This is a genomic window from Streptomyces sp. GQFP, from assembly GCF_021545335.1.
Lineage (GTDB): Bacteria > Actinomycetota > Actinomycetes > Streptomycetales > Streptomycetaceae > Streptomyces.
Genome location: NZ_CP089312.1, coordinates 3,643,800 through 3,665,659 on the forward strand (window position 1 = coordinate 3,643,800; position 21,860 = coordinate 3,665,659).

At 71.6% G+C, this 21,860-nt stretch carries 18 protein-coding genes; 3 read left to right on the plus strand and 15 right to left on the minus strand.

Annotated features, from left to right (window positions below; translation table 11 throughout):
- Window positions 1–4 precede the first annotated feature (4 nt).
- The gene (locus tag LUX31_RS15925; RefSeq protein ID WP_235475451.1) at window positions 5–910 is read left to right on the plus strand and encodes a carbohydrate ABC transporter permease; all 906 of its coding nucleotides are present in this window, start codon (window positions 5–7) and stop codon (window positions 908–910) included.
- A gap of 38 nt (window positions 911–948) precedes the next feature.
- Window positions 949–3,255, plus strand: a complete 2,307-nt coding sequence (locus tag LUX31_RS15930) for a glycoside hydrolase family 3 N-terminal domain-containing protein (RefSeq protein ID WP_235475452.1) — start codon at window positions 949–951, stop codon at window positions 3,253–3,255.
- 28 nt (window positions 3,256–3,283) lie between these two features.
- Here the strand turns inward: LUX31_RS15930 and LUX31_RS15935 are convergent, their stop codons facing one another.
- The 9 genes from LUX31_RS15935 to tsaB form a co-directional block, all read right to left on the minus strand.
- Entirely contained in the window at window positions 3,284–4,243 is a 960-nt protein-coding gene (locus LUX31_RS15935; protein ID WP_235475453.1) for a DUF3152 domain-containing protein, read from the minus strand.
- Window positions 4,240–5,214 carry a hypothetical protein gene (locus LUX31_RS15940; RefSeq protein ID WP_235475454.1) on the minus strand — a complete coding sequence of 325 codons (975 nt, stop codon included), beginning with the start codon at window positions 5,212–5,214 and terminating at the stop codon, window positions 4,240–4,242. The genes LUX31_RS15935 and LUX31_RS15940 overlap by 4 nt, the downstream gene beginning before the upstream one ends.
- Before the next feature lie 60 nt (window positions 5,215–5,274).
- Window positions 5,275–5,778 (minus strand): SigE family RNA polymerase sigma factor, encoded by a 504-nt coding sequence (locus LUX31_RS15945; protein ID WP_235475455.1) that lies wholly within the window; start codon window positions 5,776–5,778, stop codon window positions 5,275–5,277.
- A 238-nt stretch (window positions 5,779–6,016) separates the two neighbouring features.
- On the minus strand, window positions 6,017–6,193 hold the full coding sequence (locus LUX31_RS15950; protein ID WP_235475456.1) for a hypothetical protein: 177 nt from the start codon (window positions 6,191–6,193) through the stop codon (window positions 6,017–6,019).
- Between the two features lie 32 nt (window positions 6,194–6,225).
- A complete protein-coding gene (locus tag LUX31_RS15955) occupies window positions 6,226–12,306 on the minus strand; it encodes a DNRLRE domain-containing protein (RefSeq protein WP_328285659.1) in 6,081 nt (2,026 codons plus the stop codon).
- A 285-nt stretch (window positions 12,307–12,591) separates the two neighbouring features.
- On the minus strand, window positions 12,592–12,852 hold the full coding sequence (locus tag LUX31_RS15960) for a hypothetical protein (protein ID WP_235475458.1): 261 nt from the start codon (window positions 12,850–12,852) through the stop codon (window positions 12,592–12,594).
- Entirely contained in the window at window positions 12,849–13,940 is a 1,092-nt protein-coding gene (gene tsaD, locus LUX31_RS15965; protein WP_235475459.1) for a tRNA (adenosine(37)-N6)-threonylcarbamoyltransferase complex transferase subunit TsaD, read from the minus strand. Before tsaD ends, LUX31_RS15960 begins: the two co-directional genes overlap by 4 nt.
- Window positions 13,933–14,484, minus strand: a complete 552-nt coding sequence (rimI, locus tag LUX31_RS15970; protein ID WP_235479940.1) for a ribosomal protein S18-alanine N-acetyltransferase — start codon at window positions 14,482–14,484, stop codon at window positions 13,933–13,935. The genes tsaD and rimI overlap by 8 nt, the downstream gene beginning before the upstream one ends.
- Window positions 14,485–14,504: 20 nt before the next feature.
- Window positions 14,505–15,173, minus strand: a complete 669-nt coding sequence (gene tsaB / locus LUX31_RS15975) for a tRNA (adenosine(37)-N6)-threonylcarbamoyltransferase complex dimerization subunit type 1 TsaB (protein ID WP_235475460.1) — start codon at window positions 15,171–15,173, stop codon at window positions 14,505–14,507.
- A 110-nt stretch (window positions 15,174–15,283) separates the two neighbouring features.
- Between tsaB and LUX31_RS15980 the strand changes: the two genes are divergently transcribed.
- Window positions 15,284–15,847 carry a hypothetical protein gene (locus LUX31_RS15980; RefSeq protein ID WP_235475461.1) on the plus strand — a complete coding sequence of 188 codons (564 nt, stop codon included), beginning with the start codon at window positions 15,284–15,286 and terminating at the stop codon, window positions 15,845–15,847.
- 73 nt (window positions 15,848–15,920) lie between these two features.
- Here the strand turns inward: LUX31_RS15980 and LUX31_RS15985 are convergent, their stop codons facing one another.
- From LUX31_RS15985 to LUX31_RS16010, 6 genes are all read right to left on the minus strand, one after another.
- The gene (locus LUX31_RS15985; RefSeq protein ID WP_235475462.1) at window positions 15,921–16,076 is read right to left on the minus strand and encodes a hypothetical protein; all 156 of its coding nucleotides are present in this window, start codon (window positions 16,074–16,076) and stop codon (window positions 15,921–15,923) included.
- Between the two features lie 142 nt (window positions 16,077–16,218).
- Entirely contained in the window at window positions 16,219–16,767 is a 549-nt protein-coding gene (tsaE, locus tag LUX31_RS15990) for a tRNA (adenosine(37)-N6)-threonylcarbamoyltransferase complex ATPase subunit type 1 TsaE (RefSeq protein ID WP_235475463.1), read from the minus strand.
- Complete coding sequence (locus LUX31_RS15995; protein ID WP_235475464.1) at window positions 16,733–17,992, minus strand: alpha/beta fold hydrolase; 1,260 nt, start codon at window positions 17,990–17,992, stop codon at window positions 16,733–16,735. The genes tsaE and LUX31_RS15995 overlap by 35 nt, the downstream gene beginning before the upstream one ends.
- Window positions 17,993–18,110: 118 nt before the next feature.
- Window positions 18,111–19,292, minus strand: a complete 1,182-nt coding sequence (gene alr, locus LUX31_RS16000; RefSeq protein ID WP_235475465.1) for an alanine racemase — start codon at window positions 19,290–19,292, stop codon at window positions 18,111–18,113.
- A 49-nt stretch (window positions 19,293–19,341) separates the two neighbouring features.
- Window positions 19,342–20,283: a L,D-transpeptidase family protein gene (locus LUX31_RS16005; RefSeq protein ID WP_235475466.1), complete on the minus strand. Its 942-nt coding sequence runs from the start codon at window positions 20,281–20,283 to the stop codon at window positions 19,342–19,344.
- A 69-nt stretch (window positions 20,284–20,352) separates the two neighbouring features.
- Entirely contained in the window at window positions 20,353–21,801 is a 1,449-nt protein-coding gene (locus tag LUX31_RS16010) for an NAD(P)H-hydrate dehydratase (protein ID WP_235475467.1), read from the minus strand.
- Window positions 21,802–21,860: the final 59 nt, after the last annotated feature.

The window sequence follows — 21,860 nt, forward strand, 5'->3', positions numbered from 1 at the left end:
CGGAGTGTCACACGATACGCTCCCCCGCCCGACGGCCACCGACAAGCGTCCGGAGCGACCGCAGCCGGACAGTCTTCGGCGGCGTCGGCACTGGACCAGGCGCGCCAATCCGCTCGCGGGCCTGGGCTCGTTCGTCTGGCTGGTGATCGTCCTCGTCCCGATCTACGCCATGCTGTCGGCCTCGCTCACCGGCCCGGACAAGGCCCTCACCGGCAACCCCCTGAAACCGCCCACCGATCCGACCCTCGACAACTACAACACCGTCCTCAACTCCGGCTTCGGGCATCTGCTCAGCAACACGGTGATCGTGGCCGTCACGGTCGTGGCCATCGTCCTCGGGCTCTGCGTCCCGCTCGCGTACGTGGCCGTGCGCACCCGCACCCGCTGGTCGGGCGCGGCCTTCCGGCTGTTCCTGCTCGGGGTCGCGATCCCGGCCCAGGCGGTCGTGGTCCCCCTGTACCTCCTGATCGCCAAACTCGACCTGTACGACAGCCTGTTGGCGGTGATCCTGCCGACAGCCGCCTTCGCGATGCCGGTCTCGGTGCTGGTCCTCACCGGCACCCTGCGGGACATCTCGGAGGACCTGTACGAGGCGATGGCCCTCGACGGCGCCTCTCCCCTGCGCATGCTGTTCCAGCTGACGATCCCCCTGGCCAAGGGCGGTATCAGCACCGTCGTGATCTACGCGGCCCTCCAGGCCTGGAACGGCTTCCTCTTCCCCCTGATCTTCACCCAGTCCGACGGACCCCGCGTCCTCACCCTCGGCCTGTTCAACTACGTGAGCCAGTTCGGCGTGAACATCCCCGCCCTGCTCGCGTCGGTCGTCCTCTCCGGCATCCCGATCTTCGCCGTCTATCTGGTGGCCCGGCGAGCGCTGATCGGCGGCCTGATGGGCGTGGGCGGCAAGTGAACCCAGACCAACGTGCCCGTGACTCTGACAGGAGTTTCATGACGACCGCCCCCTGGCGTGACCGCGCCCTGTCCGTCGACGCCCGTGTCGACGACCTGCTCTCCCGGATGACCCTGGAGGAGAAGACCGCCCAGCTGTACGGCGTGTGGGTGGGCGCCTCGACGGACGGCCACGGCGTCGCCCCGCACCAGCACGACATGACCGCCGACTACCAGTGGGACGAGCTGATCACCCGAGGTCTGGGCCAGCTCACGCGCCCCTTCGGTACGGCCCCCGTGGACCCGGCGCTGGGCGCGCAGGCACTGGCCCGCGCCCAGCGCCGGATAGCGGAGGCGGGCCGCTTCGGCATCCCGGCGCTGGCCCACGAGGAGTGCCTGGCGGGCTTCACCGCCTGGCGGGCGACGGCGTACCCGGTCCCGCTGGCCTGGGGCGCCACCTTCCACCCCGAGCTGGTGGAGGAGATGGCGGCCCGCATCGGCCGCGACCTCGCCTCGGTCGGCGTCCACCAGGGCCTCGCCCCGGTCCTGGACGTCGTACGGGATCCGCGCTGGGGCCGGGTCGAGGAGACGATCGGCGAGGACCCGTATCTGGTGGGGACGATCGGGTCGGCGTACGTGCGGGGTCTTGAGTCGGCGGGGATCATCGCCACGCTGAAGCACTTCGCCGGGTACGCGTCCTCGGCCGGGGCCCGCAATCTCGCTCCCGTGCGGGCAGGCGTGCGGGAGTTCGCGGACGTGACACTCCCCCCGTTCGAGATGGCGCTGCGCGAGGGCGGGGCGCGTTCCGTGATGGCCGCCTACAACGAGACGGACGGAGTCCCGGCCTCCGCCGATGCGCAGCTGCTAACCCAACTTCTGCGCGAGGACTGGGGGTTCACAGGCACGGTCGTCTCGGACTACTTCGGCATCGGTTTCCTGGAGACCCTGCACCGGGTCGCCGGTACGCCGGCCGAGGCCGCCCATGTCGCCCTGGCCGCCGGCATCGATGTCGAGCTGCCGACGATCCGGAGCTACGGCGACCCGCTCGTGGCGGCCGTACAGGCGGGAGACGTACCGGAGTCGCTGGTCGACCGGGCGGTGCGGCGGGTGTTGGCCCAGAAGTGCGAGCTGGGGCTGCTGGACGAGGGATGGGAGCCCGAGCCTGCCGGCGGGCCGATCGATCTGGACTCGGCCGGGAACCGGGCGCTGGCCAGGCGGTTGGCCGAGGAGTCGGTGGTACTGCTCGACAACCCGGACGGGCTACTGCCGCTCGCCCCGGACACGCGTATCGCGGTCGTCGGGCCGAGGGCGGCGGACGCGCTGGCCATGCTGGGGTGCTACTCGTTCCCCTCGCATGTCCTGCCGAGTCATCCGGAGACCCCGGTGGGGCTCGACATCCCCACCCTCCTGGAATCCCTGCGCGCCGAACTCCCGGATGCCAAGGTGACGTTCGCGGAGGGCTGCGACACCTCGGGGCCGGACACGGGCGGTTTCGAGGAGGCGGTGGCGCGGACCGCCGAGGCGGATGTGTGCGTGGCGGTACTGGGCGACCGGGCCGGTCTGTTCGGGCGGGGTACGTCCGGCGAGGGGTGCGATGTCGCCGACCTGCAACTGCCGGGCGTACAGGCCGAGTTGCTGGACGTGCTCGTGTCGACGGGGGTTCCGGTGGTGCTCGTGCTGCTCACCGGGCGGCCGTACGCGCTGGGGCGCTGGCACGGTCAACTCGCTTCGGTGGTCCAGGCGTTCTTCCCCGGGGAGGAGGGCGGCCCGGCGGTCGCGGCAGTGCTGTCGGGCCGCGTCACCCCGTCGGGGCGGCTGCCGGTGAGCGTGCCGAGGGAGCGCGGGGGCCAGCCGTGGACGTATCTCCAGCCGCCGTTGGGGCTCGCGGGCGAGGTGAGCAGCCTGGACCCGACCCCGCTGTATCCCTTCGGGCACGGGCTCTCGTACACCTCGTTCGCCTGGGAGGACCTCGATGAGGGCGGTCCTGCCGAGATCGGGACGGACGGGTCGTACGACGTGTCGGTGACCGTCCGGAACACGGGGGCGCGGGCCGGGGCCGAGGTCGTGCAGCTGTATCTGCACGATCCGGTGGCCTCGGTGACCCGGCCCGATGTCCGGCTGATCGGTTATGAGCGGCTGGAGTTGGCGCCGGGGGCCGCGCGCCGGGTGACGTTCCGGTTCCACGCGGATCTGTCGGCGTTCACGGACCGCGCGGGGCGGCGGGTCGTCGAACCGGGGGCGCTGGAGCTGCGGTTGGGGGCGTCGAGTGCGGATGTACGGCACACGGTTCGGGTGCGACTGGTGGGTGCGGTAAGGGAGTTGGGGGCGGAGCGGCGGCTGCGGTGCGAGACGGAGGTCGGCCCTTAGCGGGCCGGTCCCCTCTCCTCCGTCTCCGCTACGGCACAGCGGGGCCGTCCAGGTAGCGGCCCTCTGTGTCGTACGGCCAGGCGTTCGAGACGCAGCCCTTGAGGCCGTCGATCTGCTGCATCATCGCGGGCGCGGGCTGGCCCGGACCCGGGCAGGTCAGATGGCCTCGGTTCAGCCAGTGGCCGACCTCGTGGTTGACGATCAGGGCGCGGTACTCGGTCGCCGGGCCGTCGAACTGGGGGGAACCCAGCTGCCAGCGCTTGAGGTTGATCACCACGTTGACGCCGGCCCGGCAGTTGACCTCGCCGATGTGTTCCGGCTGCTGGACGTTGCACAGCTTGTCGGTGGTGGCCGCGGTGGCGACCTTGAACGTCAACTCGGCCTCCGCGCCGGTGACTTGGCGGAAGCGGGCGCCCGCCTGCCGCCAGCCTCGCTGGTCGTTGAGGATGGCGCCGATCTGGCGGGCCGCGTCCTTCGGGTCGACGCCCGCGCCGTCCTCGACCTGGACGCGGAAGGGCGTACCGGAGGCGGGCCCGGTGACGACGACCGGGGCCGTGTCGAAGGTGCCGGGGCCGGAGGCGGGGATGGTGGGCGTCGAGGAGGAGCCCTTCCCCGAGCCGGCCCCGGAGCCCTTCTCCGCCCCCGAAGTGCCGGTGGCGCTCGGGGACTTGGGGGCCTTGGGCGACTCGGAGGGGTCGGGGGACCCGGCGACGGTGGAGTCGTCGGGGGGCGAACTCGTGGCGCCCCGCGTCGCGGACGTTCCCGGGTCCGGGGTGGGCTCGGTCGTCGTCCGGACCGCCTCCGGGGAACTGGCCCGCGACGCGTTGTCCGGCAGCAGCCGGGGCAGGAGCAGCGGCACCGCCGCCGTACCGAGCGCGGCGAGACAGACCGTGGCGCCGATCGCGCCGAGCCGGACCCGCTGCTTGCGTCGCCGCCGTAAGGCGATCCGGCCACCCGGACCGTTCACTGCGCGTCGTTGCTCACTCATCGGGAGGAACCGCCTGTCTCACTCGTGCTGTCGGTACCGGTCGGATCGCTTGCCAAGGAGGGCTCGGCGGTGGAGGGTTCGGCCGTGGCGGGCGCGGTCTCGGCCGGGGAGGCCGGGGAGGACGGGGAGTCGGATGCCTCGTCCGAGGAGTCCGCCGTAGCCTCCGCCGCGTACTGCGCCTGGTACTTCACCTCGGTCAGCAGTGCCTTGGTGCCCGCCGCGGCCACCAGTTGGTCGACGGTGACGGGCGGGGAGACCTTGGCGTCGGCGTCCGGGGTGACGGTCAGGTTCACGGTGCTCTCCGCATAGCGGTAGCTGACGCTGAAGGACTGGCCGCCCCACAGCGTGTCGCCCGACACGATGACCCGCACTTCGCTCCCGTCGGGCAGCAAGGCCGTACTGCAGGTCGTGGCCGTCTCGGGCAGGTCCGAGCACTCGGCGAGGCTGCCCCCTCCCGGCATGACCTGGAACGTCACGGGGAAGATGTGGCCCTTCAGCCGCCCGGCGAAGCGGTCCGCGCCGTCCGGCGTGACGGTCCCGATCAGGTCGCCCAGCGCCCGGGTCAGGGCCTCCGCCGTCCGCGCCCCGCGAACGGCGTCCTCCGAGGCCGAGGCCACGGGCGTCGGCGCTGTCATGGAGGGGGCGGGGGACGGCACGGCCGACGCCCGGGACGCGCTGGGCGGTGCGGCCGCCGGGCTGACGGGCTGCGACGCGGCGCTGCCCAGGCCGCCGAACGCGACCGAGCCGATGCCCCCGACCGCCAGGACCCCGACGACCGCGCCGACCACGGCGAGCCGCGCCCGGATCCGGCGGAGCCTGCCCAGCCGTACCGCCTCCTGTGTCAGATCGGGCAGCGGCGCGAGTCCGGCGGCGGCCCGCTCCATCAGTTCCCTCAGCTCCCCGACGAGCGCGTCGTCGGGCCCGGCGTCCGGCTCGGGCCCGTGCGGGCGGCCGGGTGGCGTGTCGTGCACGGAAGTTCCTCTCTGACGCGGCAGATCGGGCGATGTACGAGGGGACAGGGGGCCGGGGAGTCAGTACTCGGCGGTGTACACATGGGCGTCGCCCAGCTCCGCGCGCAGCCGGGTCAGGGAGCGCGAGCACTGGCTCTTGACGGTGGACTCGCTGCACCGCAGCTGCGCGGCCACCTCCGACACGCTCAGGTCCTCCCAGTAGCGCAGGACGACCATCGCCCTTGCCCGGGGCGGGAGTTCACCGAGCGCGGCCATGAGCGTGACGCGCAGATCGGGTCTGGGCGCGGCGGGCACGGGGTCGGGACGGGAATGGGCGAGCAGATCGCGCAGCCGCCTCCGCCGCTCGTGCAGGAACAGCCGGGTCAGGACGGTACGGGCGTAGGCGTCGAGGTGGTCGGCCCGGCTCGCCCGGTGCCAGTGCTGGAAGAGGCGGGCCAGCGTGGACTGCACCAGGTCGCGGGCGTGCTCGCGGTCGCCGCAGAGCAGATACGCCGTCCGGTACAGGCGCTGCCGGCCCGCCCGCGCGTACTCCTCGAAGTCCCGCTGCCGGACCGTCGCCGACATCCACCCTCCCGTTTCCCGTCATGCGTATCGCTGAGGCTGTGGCGATGGCAGTTGCTATGGCTCACGTGCCTCATACGCATCACACCCCTCACACGCCTCACAGGTCTCGCCCTCACCTGTTCTTGAGCGTGTTCGGGGCGGAAAGGTTGAAGGGGGTGCGGAAAAATTTCTGGTCCGGTGCGGTCGGACCCGGGAAGGGGCGGCACCGGAACCCCGGTACCGCCCCTGATCGTGGGTACTACTTGCGCGCTCTCCGCCAGCCCACTCGCACCAGCGAGATCAGCCCGATCACCAGGAAAGCGGCCACCAGGAACGTCACGATCGCCGCCCATGACGGAAGCCCGTCACCGGCGCCCAGGGTCGCGGCGGTCATGCCGGCCGCGGCGAACACGAGCGCGTAGGCCACACGTTTCACGAAGGGTCTCCCGGGGTTCGGGTTCGGCTCTGTCATGCGTACCACCACCCCACAAAGGTCGCCCGGATACGGTAGACGGTCCACCAGTGGTGGCTGCCGGGCCACTTCCAGGCGAACAGCAGCCACTTGGCCCGCGGGTGCCACGAGTCGGAGACATGGTTGCTGATGACTCCGGCGATGACCCCGACGACGAAGTAGCAGCCGAAGCCGCCGCAGAACGAGGCGATCCCGCCGGCCAGCCCCCAGATCGCACCCTGCGCGAGGTCACGCTGGAAGGTGCTGCTCATGTACACCTGGACGTAGTGCCACTGGCCCCACTTCCAGCGGTAGATCCGGAAGGTGCCCGCGTAGTCGTACGCGTTGACGGGATCCTGCCCCGCGTAGTCGTACGCGTTCGCGCCGCCGCCCAGCACCGGGTCCACGGACAGGAACCGGCCGGCGGTCGGGTCGTACAGCCGCACTCCCATCAGGGTGAGCCCCGACAGGGGCGCCTCGGCCCGCTGCCGGCCGCCGAGCCAGCCGTACGTCGTGGCCACGGTGGCGTCCAGCGCGTTGCCGAACTCGTCGTACTGCTGGACCACCGGGGCCTGGGCCGTGTCCAGCGGCTGCTGGACCGTCACATCGCCGTGGATGTCGGTGAGTTGCAGGACGGTGTCGCCGGTGGCCGTCGTGGTCGCCGCGAGGACGCCGGTGAGGTCCGACACGTCACGGCTGACCGTCGAGCCGCTGATGCTCCAGGTCGGGCTGTCGCAGCCGCAGCCGTAATGGTTGGTCGTGGTGGAGCTGGTGCTCCAGGTGCCGTCCGTGGCCTGGGTCTCGGAGGTCAGGACGGCGAGCCGGCCCGCACCGTCGAGGCTCCAGGTGCTGCGGCCGGTGCCCACGGTCTCCGAGCGGACCAGGTCGTTGGTGTAGTACGAGAGCGTGGCCGAACCGTCGGTGGTGGTGCGGCCGAAGGCGTCGTACACGTGAGCGGAGTCGATCAGCCGGTCGGCCGAGTCGTACGTGTTGCTCACGGACGTGGTCGTGGTGTCCGCGGTGCTGCTGTCGCAGTCGTCCGTGGACGTGGTCAGACCCGTGCGGTTGCTGCTCGCGTCGAAGGTGTAGGCGCGGGTGGTGCAGCCGCTCGCGGTGGTGTCGGCGGCCTTGGTGAGGCGGCCCGCACTGTCGTAGGTGTAGTCGGACTCGGTGGTGGATCCCGCGGTCTGCGTGTGCCCCGACTGGAGCCCGGTGTCGGTGTATCCGGCGGTGTCGGAGGCGACCGTGGTGCCGTCCGAGGCCGTGTACGTCCGTCCCGTCGGCCGGCCCACCGTGTCGGTGGCGACGTCCAGGGTGTACGAACCGGGCAGGGTCTCGGAGGTGAGGGTGCCGTCCGCGTCGTAGGAGGCGGTGAAGGTGCCCGCGACCGAGTCCGTGAGGGTCGTGACGTCACCGGTGGCGTTGTACGCGTAGGTGACGGTGGACGGGACCGAGTCGGTGGTCTTCACCGGCCGGTCCAGACCGTCGTAGGACGTGGTGCCGGTGTTGCCCGCGCCGTCGTCGTACGTGGCCTGACGGCCCAGGGCGTCGTAGGTGACGGCGACGGTCTGCCCGTTCGTCGTCTGGGACGCGAGGCGGCCGTTGCCCTGGTCGTAGGTGAGCGTGGTGACGGGGGTGCCCGTGCCGGTGCCGCCGGTCACCTCGGTCCGGGTCGGCCGGCCCGCGCCGTCCACGGTGTTCGTGGTGGTGCGGGTGGTGCCGTTCGCGGTCTCGGCCTTGGTGGCGAGCCGGCCCCAGCGGTCGTAGGTGTAGACGGTGGTGACCGCCTCGGTGGGGTTGCCCCCGCCGCCCGTGATCGCGGCCGCCGGAGCCGTCCTGCACAGCAACCCGGCCCACTCCACGGAACCGCAGGTGCCGGAGGCGCCCGCCGTGTAGTAGGTGTACGCCAGTGTGTCGGCGTCCGAGCCGGACGAGCCGGCGGTACGGGTGGTGGCCACCTGCCCGTCGCTGTCGTACGTCGTCACCGTGTCGGTGCTCTGCCCGCCCGTCGTCGCCTTCTCCTGGCCCGTGGACCAGTCGTAGGTGGTGGTGACGGTACGGGTGTCGGCGTCGGCCGCGTAGCCCGGGATCGCCGCGCCCGTCACGGTCGAGGTGACCAGGCCGGAGACCGCCGCGTCGCTGGGCCGGTTCTCGTCGTAGGCGGACGCGACATGGGCCCGGGCCGGGATCACCGTCCCCACCGGAAGAGTGGTGTCGGCGGTGGAGCCGGTGACCTCCTGGGTGAGGGTGACCTGGTACAGCGGGCTGTAGGTGTCGGTGACCCGGGTACCGTCGGCCGAGTACACGGAGACGGTGGACAGCAGCCGGGCCCGGTCGGCGGTCGGCAGGTCGGACAGGCCGAGTTCGGCGAGCCGGTCGTCGCCGGCGCTGAGCGCCAACGCACGGTTGGCCGCGGTGAGTTCGGAGACGGTGTTGCCGAACTCGTCGTACTGGGCGGTGCTGATCGCGCCACCGGGGGCCGCGGTGTCGGTCCGCTCGCCGTCGGCGTTGATGTACGTGACCGTCGCACGGCCGTACGAGGTCGCCGCCAGGTCGCCGCCCGTGCTGGACGACGGGACGGAGTCGGCCGGGAACACGGCGGTCGCGTCCGTCGGCGCCTCGTCCTGCGCCCAGGTCGCCACGGTGGCGGCGTCCATCTGGTACGGGGCCGTACTGCCGGACAGCGGCACGTCGTACACGACGGTGGTGGTCGCCGTACCGGAGGTGGTGCTGGTCGAGCCCTCGGCGAGCTGCGGACGCGACGCGCTCAGCAGCATGCCCGCACCGGCCGTCAGTGCCGAGCCGGCCTGCCCGTACGTGAACGTCCAGGGCAGTTCACCCGGTTCGGTGTACGTGGCCACCCGACCGTTCGAGTCGTAGGTGTACTGCGTCTTCAGCGCGGGGCTGATCCGCGGGTCCCACGCCTGGCGCAGCTCGCCGGAGGTGTCGTACGCGTACGACTCGACGGTCTCGGCGGTGGCCGCCGAGGCGCCCGGGGTGGTGGCCCAGAGCTTGACCGCCTGGACCTGGCCCGTGTAGTCGCCCGGCGCACCGGAGGTGGCGGTGGTGGAGGTCGCGTAGACGAACTCCAGGACCCGGCAGCCCTTCGTGGCGGGGGTGGCCTGGCAGGTGGCCTCGGTGACTCCGCTCGTCGGCGAGATCACGTACTTGGGGCGGGCCAGGGTCGTGCTGCCGGACGTGACCGTCTCGGAGACCGTGGTGACGGTCGAGTCGTCGACCGCCGAGGCGTACGAGGACAGCGTCCAGGTCGTCGCGCCGGTGGCCGCCTTCCTGAAGACCGTGGTGTCGGCGTCCGTGTCGGTCAGCGTGAAGGCCGTTCCGGTGAGCGTGCCGGTCAGGGTGAGGGTCTCGGAGCCGGTCTGCGGCTCCCAGCCGCCCGCGCTGGTCGCGGTGAAGGCGACCGTGCCGCCGTCGGCGGACACCACCTCGACGGAGGTGTCGGAGGTCTTCCGCACCTGCGTGTAGTCACTCGCCTGCCCGGTGACGGACGAGGTCCAGCCGGGGCCGAAGATCTTCGCCTGGCCCTCGGTGGCGGTGCTGTTGGCCCGCGAGGAGAACGTCCGCTCCACGCTCGCGTCGAACGCCGAGGCGTCCGTGGCCGACAGCTTGTAGTCGCCGGTGAGTTCGTTGACCTGGCCAGGACCCACCTGGGCGGCGGGCGCGGTGCCCGCGTCGCGGTCCAGCGTCACGTCGACGGTCTGCGAGTTCCCGGTGGTGGTGCCGTCGGTGAAGGCGGCCCGCAGCTCGATCACCCCGTCCTCGGCGAGCGTCGAGACCGTGTTCCAGACCAGCTTGGTGGCGGTCCCGCCGCTGACCGCGACCGGCCAGGCCGAGACGGCGGCGCCGGAGGCGGTCACGTCACCCACCGGCACGGTGTGCCAGGAGTCCGTCTCACCACGCCGGTACTGCCAGGTCACACCCGTGTAGGTGGACAGCCCCTTGGCGGACAGGGTCAGCCGGCGGGCCGTGGTGTCACCGTTCTGCGGGGACAGGATCGCCGCGCCGTCCGCGCCCACGCCGAAGCTGTAGGCCGTCGTGGCGGTCGACAGATTGCCACCGGAGTCGACCGTCCGCGCGTACAGCGTGTGCCAGCCGTTCGCCGGGTCGATGCTGACCGTCTGCGCGTCACCGCCGGTGCCGTTGGTCGTGTCCAGCTTCTTGTCCGGCACCGAGGAGTCGTCGAGGCCCCAGGAGTAGCCGGCCCCGTCCGTGGAGTCCGTGTCCAGCGTGCAGGACACCGCGTCGGCGGCCTTGGCGGTCCATCCGTTCTCCGTGTACGTGTCACAGGTGACCGTCGGCGCGTTCGGCTTGGCCGTGTTCAGCACGAACGTCGTGTAGCCGGTCCAGGAGCCGTAGTCGGTCCCGTCGTACGCCCGCACCCGGTACCGCAGGTGCGAGCCGGCCGGGAACGCGTTCGCCGAGGCGATCGTCAGCTTGGCCGTCGCCCCGGACGCCACGGAGGCGGAAGTCCCCGTGTACGAGTAGGTGGTGTCCGCGTACGCCGGATCCGCCGTGACCTCGAACTGGGCCTTGGTGGCCGACCCGTCCGGGTCCGCGACGGCCGCCGACAGGGTCGGGGTGAGCGAGGTGACGTACCGCTTGCCGTTGTACGCGTTGACCTGCGCCGGGGCGATCGCCGTGCCCGTCGGCCTCGACGGGTAGGAGTTGTAGGTGACGACCAGCTTCGGCGCGTACCCGGCCGTCGAGTAGTTCGCCGACCGGAAGCGCCGCCAGGTGGTGGAGTCCGTCTCACTCGCGCTCGCGATCTGGAGCCCGTAGTTCGTCGAACCGTCCGCCCACGCCTGCGTGATGGCCTGGAGGTTCCAGTTGGACCAGTTCGCGGCGCAGGAGGAGTCGTAGCCCCAGTGCCCGGTGTTGGAGGCGTCACCGGTCGTCGTGGTGGTCGGCTGTGCGCCCCAAGTGATCGACGAGGACGTCCAGGTGGAGGTGATCCGCTTGGCGAGGGTGGCCGCACCGGAGGTCGAGCAGGTCGCCGAGTAGTAGTTGTACAGCGACATCGTCGCGGCGGTGATGTGCTTGCCCGCGAACTTCGACACGTCGAACTTCAGATAGGAACGCGCGGTGTCCGTCCCGCCGTCGTACGTCCCCGACTTCAGCTCCTCGGAGCTGATCTGCGAGTCGGTGTAGTCGGGGTTCTGCACCCAGGTGTCGGTGGTGACGGCGAGGGTGGTCGTCGGGTCGACGGTCACCGGGTAGGCCGCGGTGGCCAGGAAGGACGCGTCCGGAGTCAGTACGAGGGTCTGCGCGCCGTCGGCGGCGGTCTCGACCTTCGTCGCCACCTGGTCCTGGTGGGCGGACTCGCCGGAGGCCTTGTCGATACTGGCGTCCCACATCATGGGCGCGGGCGCCTCGGCGACCAGCTTGCCGCTGGTGTCCTTCAGCAGGAGGTGCCCGGAGGCGGCCCGGGACAGCTTCAGCCCGGCAAGGTCGAGCGGGATGCGGTAGGAGACCGTCCCGTCGGCGGGCTTGTGGGCGAGGCGGATGTTCTCGGAGAAGCCCTGCGCGAGCGCGCTCACCGACAGGGTCTGGCCGCTGCCGAGGGCGTAGGAGGCGGTGTTCGCCTTCACGGACGGGGTGGGCAACTTCGTGCCCCAGCCGAGTCCGAAGGACTGCTTGCCCTTGCTGACCGACGCGAGGTGCGTGTCGCCACCGTCGGAGACGGCCACATCGGCGGGCGCGGCGGCGGGCGTGAGATCGGCGCCGGTGTCGGAGAGCGAGGTGTCGATGTTCTTCCAGACCCCGTCGACCTTCGTCCGGACGGGCCCGGCATAGGCCTGCGTCTGCAACTGCCCGTCAGGCAGCGCGTATGTCGTCGAATCGGCCGTACGGGCGGACAGCACCTCGACCTTCCGGTGCTGGAGACGGGCCATCAGTACGGCGGAGGCCTCGTCCTGTGCCTCGGCGGGCCCGGAGACCTTGGTGGCGGACTTCCTGCCCGCCGTGGACGTCTTCGCCCGCGAACCCGTGTCCGCGGCGAACGCCAGCCCACTGCCCTGCTCCACGAGTGCGACCTGGGCCGCGAGTGCCACCAGCACGGCCACAGCCGTACGGCGCACGTTTCTCTGTCTGCGTCTGTGTCTCTGTCCCTGATGCATGATCAGCCCCCTTCATGCCCGTGTGCGGTCACACAGGCAAAAGCGGCTTGATCATCAGGGGCGGCGCGGACGCGGGCGGAGATCGTCTCAACGGCGGCCCCAGGGAACATAAAGCGGGTTCAAAGGACAGGGATGAGTGAGGAAAACCGGCCCCGCCGACTGCACCTTTTGCTCACTTCATCCACCCCGTTCCCCCTCATACGGGCAAAGTCAGGATTGCCCAATCCTTGACGGGAAATGGGGACATCACTCGCTCACCACCTCAAAACGCCACCGGTGCACCGCCCGCGTCACCAACTCCGCGCCCGGCTCGGGAAGTTCCGGCAGCTCGGCGTCGAACTCCGCGTCCCACCACGTCATGACGAGAACGCGGTCCTGCGGAGCCCGCAGCACCTCCCGGCGCACCGGAGCCACCGCGAGCAGCTGCGCCTGCGCCCGTGCCCAGGCAAGGAGTTCGTCCCCGCGCCCCTCGACGGCCCGCGCCTCCCACATCAACGCGACAGTCACGCGTACAGGTTCCCCTCACTCACCGCATGTGAATGACGACCTGGTACGTGCGGGTCGGTCACCGGCAACGACGAGTCCGCCGACAGGTCCCAGTCGGAGGCGGCCCTGTTCCGGGCGACCATCTCGGCACCCAACGCCGCCACCATCGCCCCGTTGTCCGTGCACAACTTGGGCCGGGGCACGCGGAGTCGGATACCAGCCGCCTCGCATCGCTCCTGGGCGAGCGCCCGCAGCCGCGTGTTGGCGGCCACGCCCCCGCCGATCATCAGGTGGTCGACGCCCTCGTCCTTGCAGGCCCGTACCGCCTTCCGGGTCAGCACGTCCACGACCGCCTCCTGGAAGGAGGCGGCGACATCACGCACCGGCACGTCCTCCCCCGCCGCCCGCTTCGCCTCGATCCAGCGGGCCACGGACGTCTTGAGCCCGGAGAAGGAGAAGTCGTACGCAGGATCGCGCGGCCCGGTCAGCCCGCGCGGGAAGGCAATCGCGCGAGGGTCGCCCTCCTTGGCGTACCGGTCGATGACCGGACCGCCGGGGAAGCCCAGGTTCAGCACCCGCGCGATCTTGTCGAAGGCTTCACCGGCCGCGTCGTCGATGGTCGCACCCATGGGCCGTACGTCGGAGGTGATGTCCGAGGACAGCAGCAGGGAGGAGTGGCCGCCGGAGACCAGGAGGGCCATCGTCGGCTCGGGCAGCGGCCCGTGCTCCAGCTGGTCGACGCAGATGTGGGAGGCGAGGTGATTCACCCCGTACAGCGGCTTCCCCAAGGCATACGCATACGCCTTCGCCGCCGAGACCCCGACCAGCAGCGCGCCCGCGAGCCCGGGACCGGCGGTGACGGCGATGCCGTCGAGGTCCCTCGCACTCACTCCCGCCTCCTTCAGCGCCCGCTCGATGGTCGGCACCATGGCTTCCAGGTGCGCACGGGACGCGACCTCCGGCACGACACCCCCGAACCGGGCGTGCTCGTCGACGCTGGACGCGATGGCGTCCGCGAGGAGCGTGGTCCCCCGGACGATGCCGACGCCGGTCTCGTCGCAGGAGGTCTCGATGCCGAGGACGAGCGGGACGTCCTTGGAGTCAGCCATTGCTCTCGGTTCCTTGTACTGAAGGTGCTGAAGGGGCTGAAGGGGCCGAGGGGGCCGAGGGGGCCGAGGGTGCTTCAGGGACCGATGCCGCCGGGTCACGCAGGCGCATCACCAGGGCGTCGACGTTCCCAGGCTGGTAGTAGCCGCGCCGGAACCCGATCGGCTCGAAGCCGAACCGCTCGTACAGCTTCTGCGCGCGCACGTTGTCCACCCGGCACTCCAGCATGACCTCGGCACACTCGAACGCGGTCGCCGCCCGCAGCAACTCGGTCAGCAGCGTGGCACCGAGCCCGGTACCCCAGTGCTCGCGGGCGACGGCGATCGTCTGTACGTCGGCCACGTCACCGGCGGCGGCAAGCCCCCCGTACCCGATGATCCGCCGACTCCCGTCCGCGCTCTCGTCCTCGGCGACGAAGTACCGCCGGGTCGCCTCCGGTCCCCGCGCGTGGGCGAGGTCCGACCAGAACATGCCCCGGGACCAGGCGTCCTCGGGGAAGAGGTCCTTCTCCAGCTCCAGCACGGGCTCGATGTCCCACCAGCGCATCTCGCGCAGCACGGCAGTCGTCACTTGGGGGTGACCACCTTGTAGTTCTTGGGGACCTGGGCGTCGGGGCGGCGCAGGTAGAGGGGCCGGGGTGCGGGGAGTTCGACGCCCGCCGCCAGCCGTTCGGCGGCCAGGGCGGCGAGGGCCGCGGCGGAGACGTGCTCGGGCCCGTGCGCGTCCGGGAAGGTGTCCGGGTAGAGCAGGGCGCCCGCGCCGACGGCCGGCAGGCCCGCGACCTGGTCGGCAATGTCCGCCGGCCGGTCGACGGACGGCTCCGTCACCCTCGTACGGGAGTCGCTGTAGCGCGCCCAGTAGACCTCTTTGCGGCGGGCGTCGGTCGCCACGACGAAGGGGCCGCCCCCTGTGGCCTCCTCGACCTCGGCGGCGTACGCGAGGCCGTCCAGCGTGCAGACGCCGTGGACGGGGACGCCGAGCGCCAGCCCGAAGGTGTCGGCGGTCATCAGGCCGACGCGCAGGCCTGTGTAGGGGCCGGGGCCGATGCCGACGACGACACCGGTGACGGCGTCGAGGCCCGTGCCCGCCTCGGCGAGGACCCGGTCGACGGCGGGCAGCAACAGTTCCCCGTGCCGGCGCGCGTCGACCTGGCTCGACGCGGCGACGACGGCCGTCCCGTCGTGCAGGGCGACCGTGACGGCCGGGGTGGCGGTATCCAGAGCGAGCAAGAGCACGCGAACAGCCTACGGCGCCCGCGCCCCCCGTACGGCCGCCCCGGTCGGCGGTACGGCTGCTGCTACCGTCGCCACAAAACGGGACGTACGAGACGAAGAGGTGGGCGCCGGTGACCAGGAGCAGCTCGGGATTCGTGGCCGGGCTCACCGTGGCGGCCCTCGCCACGGTCGGCGTCCTCGCCTACCAGGCCTCCGCGAACGCCCCGCGCCCGGAGGCCGAGCGCCTGTCCTCCTCGACTCCGGTGACGACCTCGAAGGTCCCCCGGGACACCCGGCACCCCGACGCCCTGCCACGCGGCACCGGCAAGGGCAAGCGGGTCGTGTACTCCCTGGACGACGATCGGGTGTGGATCGTCGCCACGAACAACAAGGTGCTCCGCACCTTCACCGTCACACCCGGCACGGTCGACCCGGCACCGGGCAGCTACCTGGTCACGTCCCGCTCGAACTCCATCACGGGCACCGACGGCACCCCGATCGAGCACGTGGTCCGCTTCACGGGCGTGGACGGCGTGGCCATCGGCTTCAGCGCGGCGGTGGACAACTCGGCTCCACAAACACAACCAGAACCGGACCCAGAAATGCGCACAGGCGGCATCCGGGAAACCCGCCCGGACGGAACCGCGATGTGGGAGTTCGCAACGATCGGAGAAAGGGTCGTAGTAATCCACTGAAGGGGGGCGCAGCCCCACCTTCAGGGGCGCGGGGAACTGCGCGACCAGCCACGACGGCGCCGCAGCCAAACGCTCAAGCAGCTTTGGGCCGCTGCTGGAGGGGCGCGTCCGGCACACGCGGGGGCGTGGACACCGCACGGGCGGCCGCGCCCGCAGCCAACAGCTCACGCATGGACACCCCGGAAACCGCGCGGCGCTTGGGCGCAGACGTGCTCTCGGTAGCCGACATGGACGCCTCCTGAGGTCCGGGGGCGGACGTAGTTAGGTAAACCTAACCACGAACTGGATACCATGTGACCACGCGCAAGACACCCAACGCAACATCTTGCCGACCGATTGTCGGAACATTCACGCAAACGTTCGTCCGGCGCTCAGATCAAGCTGAGGTCAACCGCCGCCCACCGCTCCCCCACCCCCGTGAGGGTGACGTGCCGCACCTCGTCGGTGGTGTCGCCGACAGCCCGGTGGATCAGCAGATGCAGCCGGTCGTCAGTCAGCTCCTCGACCTTGCCCTCGCCCCACTCCACGACGATCACGGACTCGGGCAGCGAGACGTCGAGGTCGAGGTCCTCCATGTCGTCGAGACCGCCGCCCAGCCGGTACGCGTCCACGTGGACGAGCGGCGGGCCGTCGCCGAGGGAGGGGTGGACGCGGGCGATCACGAAGGTGGGCGAGGTGACGGCACCCCGGACCCCGAGCCCCTCGCCGAGCCCGCGCGTCAGCGTCGTCTTGCCCGCGCCCAGCTCACCGGTGAGCATCACGAGGTCGCCGGCCCGCAGGAGCTTGGCGAGCCGGAGACCCAGGTCCCGCATCTCGTCAGGCGAGTCGACGACGAGTTCGAAGGAGTGACCGGAGGACTGAGGGGCCGGGGAGGACAAGGGGGACTCAGCCTGGTTGTGCGCTGCCGCTGGTGCTTCCATAACCGGAAACGGTAGCCCCTGTCGGCACGGCACCCGCGCGGGTGAGCAGGTCGGCGAGCCGGTCGGTGACGACCTCCGGGTGCTCCAGCATCACCAGGTGCCCGGCGTCCGGCACGAGGACCAGTTCGGCGTCCGGCAGCAGGTCGGCCATGGCCTCGCTGTGCTCGCTGGGCGTGACGAGGTCGCCGACCCCGGCCAGCACCAGCACGGGCAGGTCCTTGAAGTGGCCGAGGGCCTCGGTCTTGTCGTGCTCGGTGAAGGCCGGGTAGAACTCGGCGACGACATCGATGGGCGTGCCCTCGATCATCCGTTCGGCGAACCGGGCGACGGCGGGGTCGACGTCCCTCGACGAGAACGAGTACCGCTTGATGATCCCGGCGAAGAGATCGGTGGTGGCCCGGCGCCCCCGCTCGACCCACTCGGCCTGCTGCCCCAACGCCTTCAGTATGCCGGGCAGCACCCGCCGTACGGCGTTCACGCCCGCGACGGGCAGCCCGAAGTTGACCTCGCCGAGCCGCCCGGACGACGTACCGACGAAGGCGACCGCGACGACCCGCTCCCGTACGACGTCCGGGAACTGGTCGGCGAAGGCCATGACGGTCATCCCGCCCATGGAGTGCCCGACGAGCACGATCGGCCCCTCGGGCACGGCGGCGTCGAGGACGGCCTTCAGGTCCTGCCCGAGCTGGTCGATGGTGACGGGCGTGCCGTCGTTGACCTGGGCGGCGCCGCGCCCGGACCGGCCGTGGCTGCGCTGGTCCCAGTACACGCTCCGTACGACCCCGCGCAGGGCGGCCCGCTGGAAGTGCCAGGAGTCCTGGTTGAGGCAGTATCCGTGGCTGAAGACGACGGTGACGGGGGCCGGGGCCTTGCGCCCGAAGAGGCGGCGCCGGCGCGGGGTGAGAGCGGGCGCGGCAGCCGGGTCGACGTCGTCGACCTCGTAGTACAGCTCGGTGCCGTCGTCGGCGTACGCCTTGCCCGGAGTGCCGCGCAGCGAGCCGTACGGGCCCGTCGAGTCGAGCGCGAGCCGCGCCCTCTCGCGCATCCCGCGTCCCACGGTCATCCGCTCGACGGCGACACCCGCGGCGGCACCGGCGGCCACCACTCCTATGGCGACGCCGACGATGCCGGTCGCCCGGCGCCAGTTCCCGGCCGACCCACCCGTGACGGAGGCCACGGCCGCCGTGGCGGCGCTCGCGACGACCTCCGCACTGCTCTCGCTCACGTACTGCTCCTCGCTGAAGTAACTCTGGAATAACTGAGTGACTGATGGGGCTGCTGCCGGGGTGACTCGTGCCGCCGGCCAATGAGACCTTCAGCCCTTCGGCCGACCACTCGGGCGACTACCCCTCTTGTTGCTCATTCACGTAGACGCGGGGCACTCGGGTTCCGATGCGCGTGACGATTTCGTACGCGATCGTCCCGGCCGCCTGTGCCCAGTCCTCGGCGGTGGGCTCGCCGCGGTCGCCGGGCCCGAAGAGCAGAACCTCCGCACCGGCCTCGGGCTCGTCGCCCCCCAGATCTACGACGAACTGGTCCATGGCGACCCGCCCGGCCACGGTCCGCCACTTGCCGCCGATCAGTACGGGACCGGTACCGGAGGCGTGGCGCGGGATGCCGTCCGCGTAGCCCACGGGCACCAGGCCGAGGGTGGTGGCGCCGGGGGTGACGTAGTGGTGCCCGTAACTGACGCCGTGGCCGCCCGGTACGTGCTTGACCAGCGCGAGCGAGGCGGCCAGCGTCATCACGGGACGCAGCCCCAGGTCGGCGGAGGTCCCGATCTCAGGACTCGGCGAGATGCCGTAGACGGCCACCCCCGTCCGTACGAGGTCGAAGTGCGTGTCCGGACGGCTGAGCACGGCGGGCGAGTTGGCGAGATGCCGTACCTCGGGCCGCAGTCCGTGCCGTTCGGCGTACGCGACCATGTCGTGGAAGCGGGTGAGCTGGGCGTCGATGGAGGGGTGGTCGGGTTCGTCGGCGCAGGCGAGATGGGACCAGAGCCCGGTGACCCGGATCAGCCCGTCCCGCTCGGCGCGCAGGGCCGCGGCGACGAGCGCGCACCAGTCGTCCCCCGGCTGACACCCACCACGCCCGAGCCCGGTGTCGGCCTTGAGCTGCACACGAGCGGGCCGATGGGCGACAGCGGCAGCCTCGACAACCTCCCGCAGGGCCCACATCCCACCCACCGACACATCGATGTCGGCCTCGATGGCGGCCTGCCAGGGCCCGCCGGGCGTCCAGAGCCAGCACATGATCCGGACATCGCGAGGAATCCCGGAGGTCGGCTGCCGGAGGGCGAGCGCCTCCTCGGGCGTGGCGGTGCCGAGCCACTCCGCACCCGCCTCGACGGCCGCCCGGGCACACCGGAGCGCCCCGTGGCCGTACGCGTCGGACTTGACGACGGCCATCAGGGCCGCGCCGCGCGCGCGGGCGCGCAGGGTCCGTACGTTGGCCCGCAGGGCGGCCAGATCGATCTCGGCGCGGGCACGCAGGGTTGCGGGAGGCGGGGCTGCTGTCTCACTCATGCTCATGGCGCTCCCAGTGTCTCAGAGGGACTCAGGAGCACGGTGGCGCCTACCCCGCGGCCCGCCGTCCCCACACGTAGACCCGGTCGCCGGTCTTCAGCACGCTCCACAGCTTCCGTGCGTCGGCGAGCCGCATATTGACGCAGCCCATGGAGCCGACGGTGGTGTAGATGCTGCCGTAGACGGCATGGAAGGCCTGGCCGCCGCTGAAGAACTGGGAGTAGGGCATGGGGGTGTCGTAGAGGGTCGAGTGATGGTTCTTGTGCTTCCAGTACACCTTGTGCCACCCGCCCCGGGTCGCGTACCCGGCCCGCCCGGTCCGGACGGGCACAGGCGCGTAGACGACCTTCTTCCCCTTCTGCACCCAGGTCAGCTGCCGCCCGAGATCGACACAGGTGACACGGTAGGTCCGTACGGGGCACTTGCCGGCGGCGTTCGGGTTCTTCCGCGCGGACAGCAACTGCATCCGGGACCAGGTGACGGGCCCCGCGAACCCGATCGCGGGCTTGATCTTGTGCTTGAGCTGGAACGCGCGGATGGCCCGGCAGTCGGCGGCGGACTGCTTCCCGTCCACCTTCAGCTTCAGCCAGTACTCGACCTGCCGCTGATAGGGCCCGGTGAGCTTGGAGCAGGCGACTTTGCGAGCGGCGTCATTCAGAGGCACGTACTCGATGAGGTCGTACGTCCCCTGCAAGGCGTCGGCCGGCTCGACGGCGTCCTCTTTCTTGGACGGGGTGTAGACCTGCGGGGCAAGCACCTGGTCCGGGGTGTCGAAGGACCAGGGCTGGGAGGGGGCGGGGCGTACGCCGGGGACGAGGTCGCCCATGGGGCCGGGAGCGGGACCGGGGCCGGAGGCGAGGCCGGGAGCGGGGGCGGAGCCGGGGGCGGGAGCGGGTGGCGCGGGGACCGCGACGGCGGGGCCGACGGGCAGCACGGCCACCGCGACCAGCAGCGCGGTGAGCCCTCGGGACAGGAAAGGTCGACTGATCATGCGATCAGGAGAACGCGGGGTTGACGCCTCCTGGGTTAGCCGCGCGGCGGGGTCACCCGACCGTGCGCCTCAAACGCCCCGCACATCCCGCACATCCCGCCAGGCCTTCCCCACCCCCTCCGCCACATCCTGCGCCCCCACCGGCGCCCCCTCTGCCGCCAGCCTCCCTGCCAGCCCGTGCAGATACGCCCCCACACTCCCCGCGTCCACCGCCGAGAGCCCCGCCGCCAGCAAGGACCCGCACAACCCCGACAGCACGTCCCCACTGCCGGCGGTCGCCAGCCACCCCGTACCGGTCGGGTTGACCCGTACGGGACCCCCCGCCGGGCCGGCGACCAGCGTGGTCGAGCCCTTGAGCAGGACGGTCGCGCCGTAGCGGGCGGCGAGTTCACGCACGGACGACAACCGGGCACCCTCGACCTCCGCCCGGGTCACGCCGAGCAACGCGGCGGCCTCACCAGCGTGCGGAGTCATCAGCGTCGGCGCTGTACGCCCCCGCACCGTCTCCCGGTCCGCGAGCCGCAACCCGTCCGCGTCGATCAGCACGGGTACGTCCGCCTCCAGCACCTCGGCGACCGTCGCGGCGTCCTCCCCGGCCCCGGGCCCGACCACCCACGCCTGCACACGCCCCGCCTTGTGCGGCCCCTGGTCGGACACGAGCGCCTCGGGAAAGCGGGCGATGACCGCGTCGGCGGCCGGGCCCACGTACCGCACGGCTCCGGCGCCGCCGCGCAGCGCCCCGGCGACGGCGAGCACGGCGGCCCCGGGATACCTGGCCGAACCCGCCGCGATCCCGACGACCCCCCGCCGGTACTTGTCGCTCTCGCCTCCGGGCACCGGCAACAGCCGGGCGACGTCGGCGTGCTGCAACGCCTCCAGCTCGGTCCGCTCGGGCAGCACCTCGCCGAGGCCGATGTCGACGAGCCGTACCGTCCCGGCGTACTCGCGCGCGGGGTCGATGAGCAGCCCCGGCTTGTGGGTCCCGAAGGTGACGGTCAGATCGGCCCGGATCGCCGTCCCCCGCACCTCACCGCTGTCGGCGTCGACCCCACTGGGCAGATCGACGGCGACCACAGCGGCCCGCGACTCCCGCACAGCCTCCACGAGCGGCAGGACATCATCCCGAAGCCCACCCCGCCCACCGATCCCGACGATGCCGTCGAGGACGAGGTCGGCGCGATGGATCACCTGTTCGGCAGTATCGGCGCCCACGACCGTCCCGCCCGCCCGCCGCAACGCCGCAAGCCCTCCGGCGTGCGCGCGCTCCGGCACGAGCAGCACCGCGGTCACGCCCGCCCCACGCCGGGCGAGCCGGGCCCCGGCGTACAAGGCGTCGCCGCCGTTGTCACCGCTGCCGACGAGCAGGACGACCCGCGTCCCGTACACCCGCCCCATCAACTGCCCACAGGCGACGGCCAGTCCGGCCGCCGCACGCTGCATGAGCGCACCCTCCGGCAAACGTGCCATCAGCTCACGCTCGGCCGCCCGTACCGTCTCCACGCTGTACGCAGTTCGCATACGCCGAGTCTCCCGTACCGTCGTCCATCCGTCCGTATTCACCAAATCCATACAGCGAC

Bases quoted from the DNA above. Each gene is read 5' to 3' on its own strand.
- LUX31_RS15930 (WP_235475452.1), top strand. From the start codon at position 949: ATGACGACCGCCCCCTGGCGTGACCGCGCCCTGTCCGTCGACGCCCGT.
- LUX31_RS15935 (WP_235475453.1), bottom strand. From the start codon at position 4,243: ATGAGTGAGCAACGACGCGCAGTGAACGGTCCGGGTGGCCGGATCGCC.
- LUX31_RS15945 (WP_235475455.1), bottom strand. From the start codon at position 5,778: ATGTCGGCGACGGTCCGGCAGCGGGACTTCGAGGAGTACGCGCGGGCG.
- tsaD (WP_235475459.1), bottom strand. From the start codon at position 13,940: ATGGCTGACTCCAAGGACGTCCCGCTCGTCCTCGGCATCGAGACCTCC.
- rimI (WP_235479940.1), bottom strand. From the start codon at position 14,484: ATGCGCTGGTGGGACATCGAGCCCGTGCTGGAGCTGGAGAAGGACCTC.
- LUX31_RS15985 (WP_235475462.1), bottom strand. From the start codon at position 16,076: ATGTCGGCTACCGAGAGCACGTCTGCGCCCAAGCGCCGCGCGGTTTCC.
- tsaE (WP_235475463.1), bottom strand. From the start codon at position 16,767: ATGGAAGCACCAGCGGCAGCGCACAACCAGGCTGAGTCCCCCTTGTCC.
- alr (WP_235475465.1), bottom strand. From the start codon at position 19,292: ATGAGTGAGACAGCAGCCCCGCCTCCCGCAACCCTGCGTGCCCGCGCC.
- LUX31_RS16005 (WP_235475466.1), bottom strand. From the start codon at position 20,283: ATGATCAGTCGACCTTTCCTGTCCCGAGGGCTCACCGCGCTGCTGGTC.
- LUX31_RS16010 (WP_235475467.1), bottom strand. From the start codon at position 21,801: ATGCGAACTGCGTACAGCGTGGAGACGGTACGGGCGGCCGAGCGTGAG.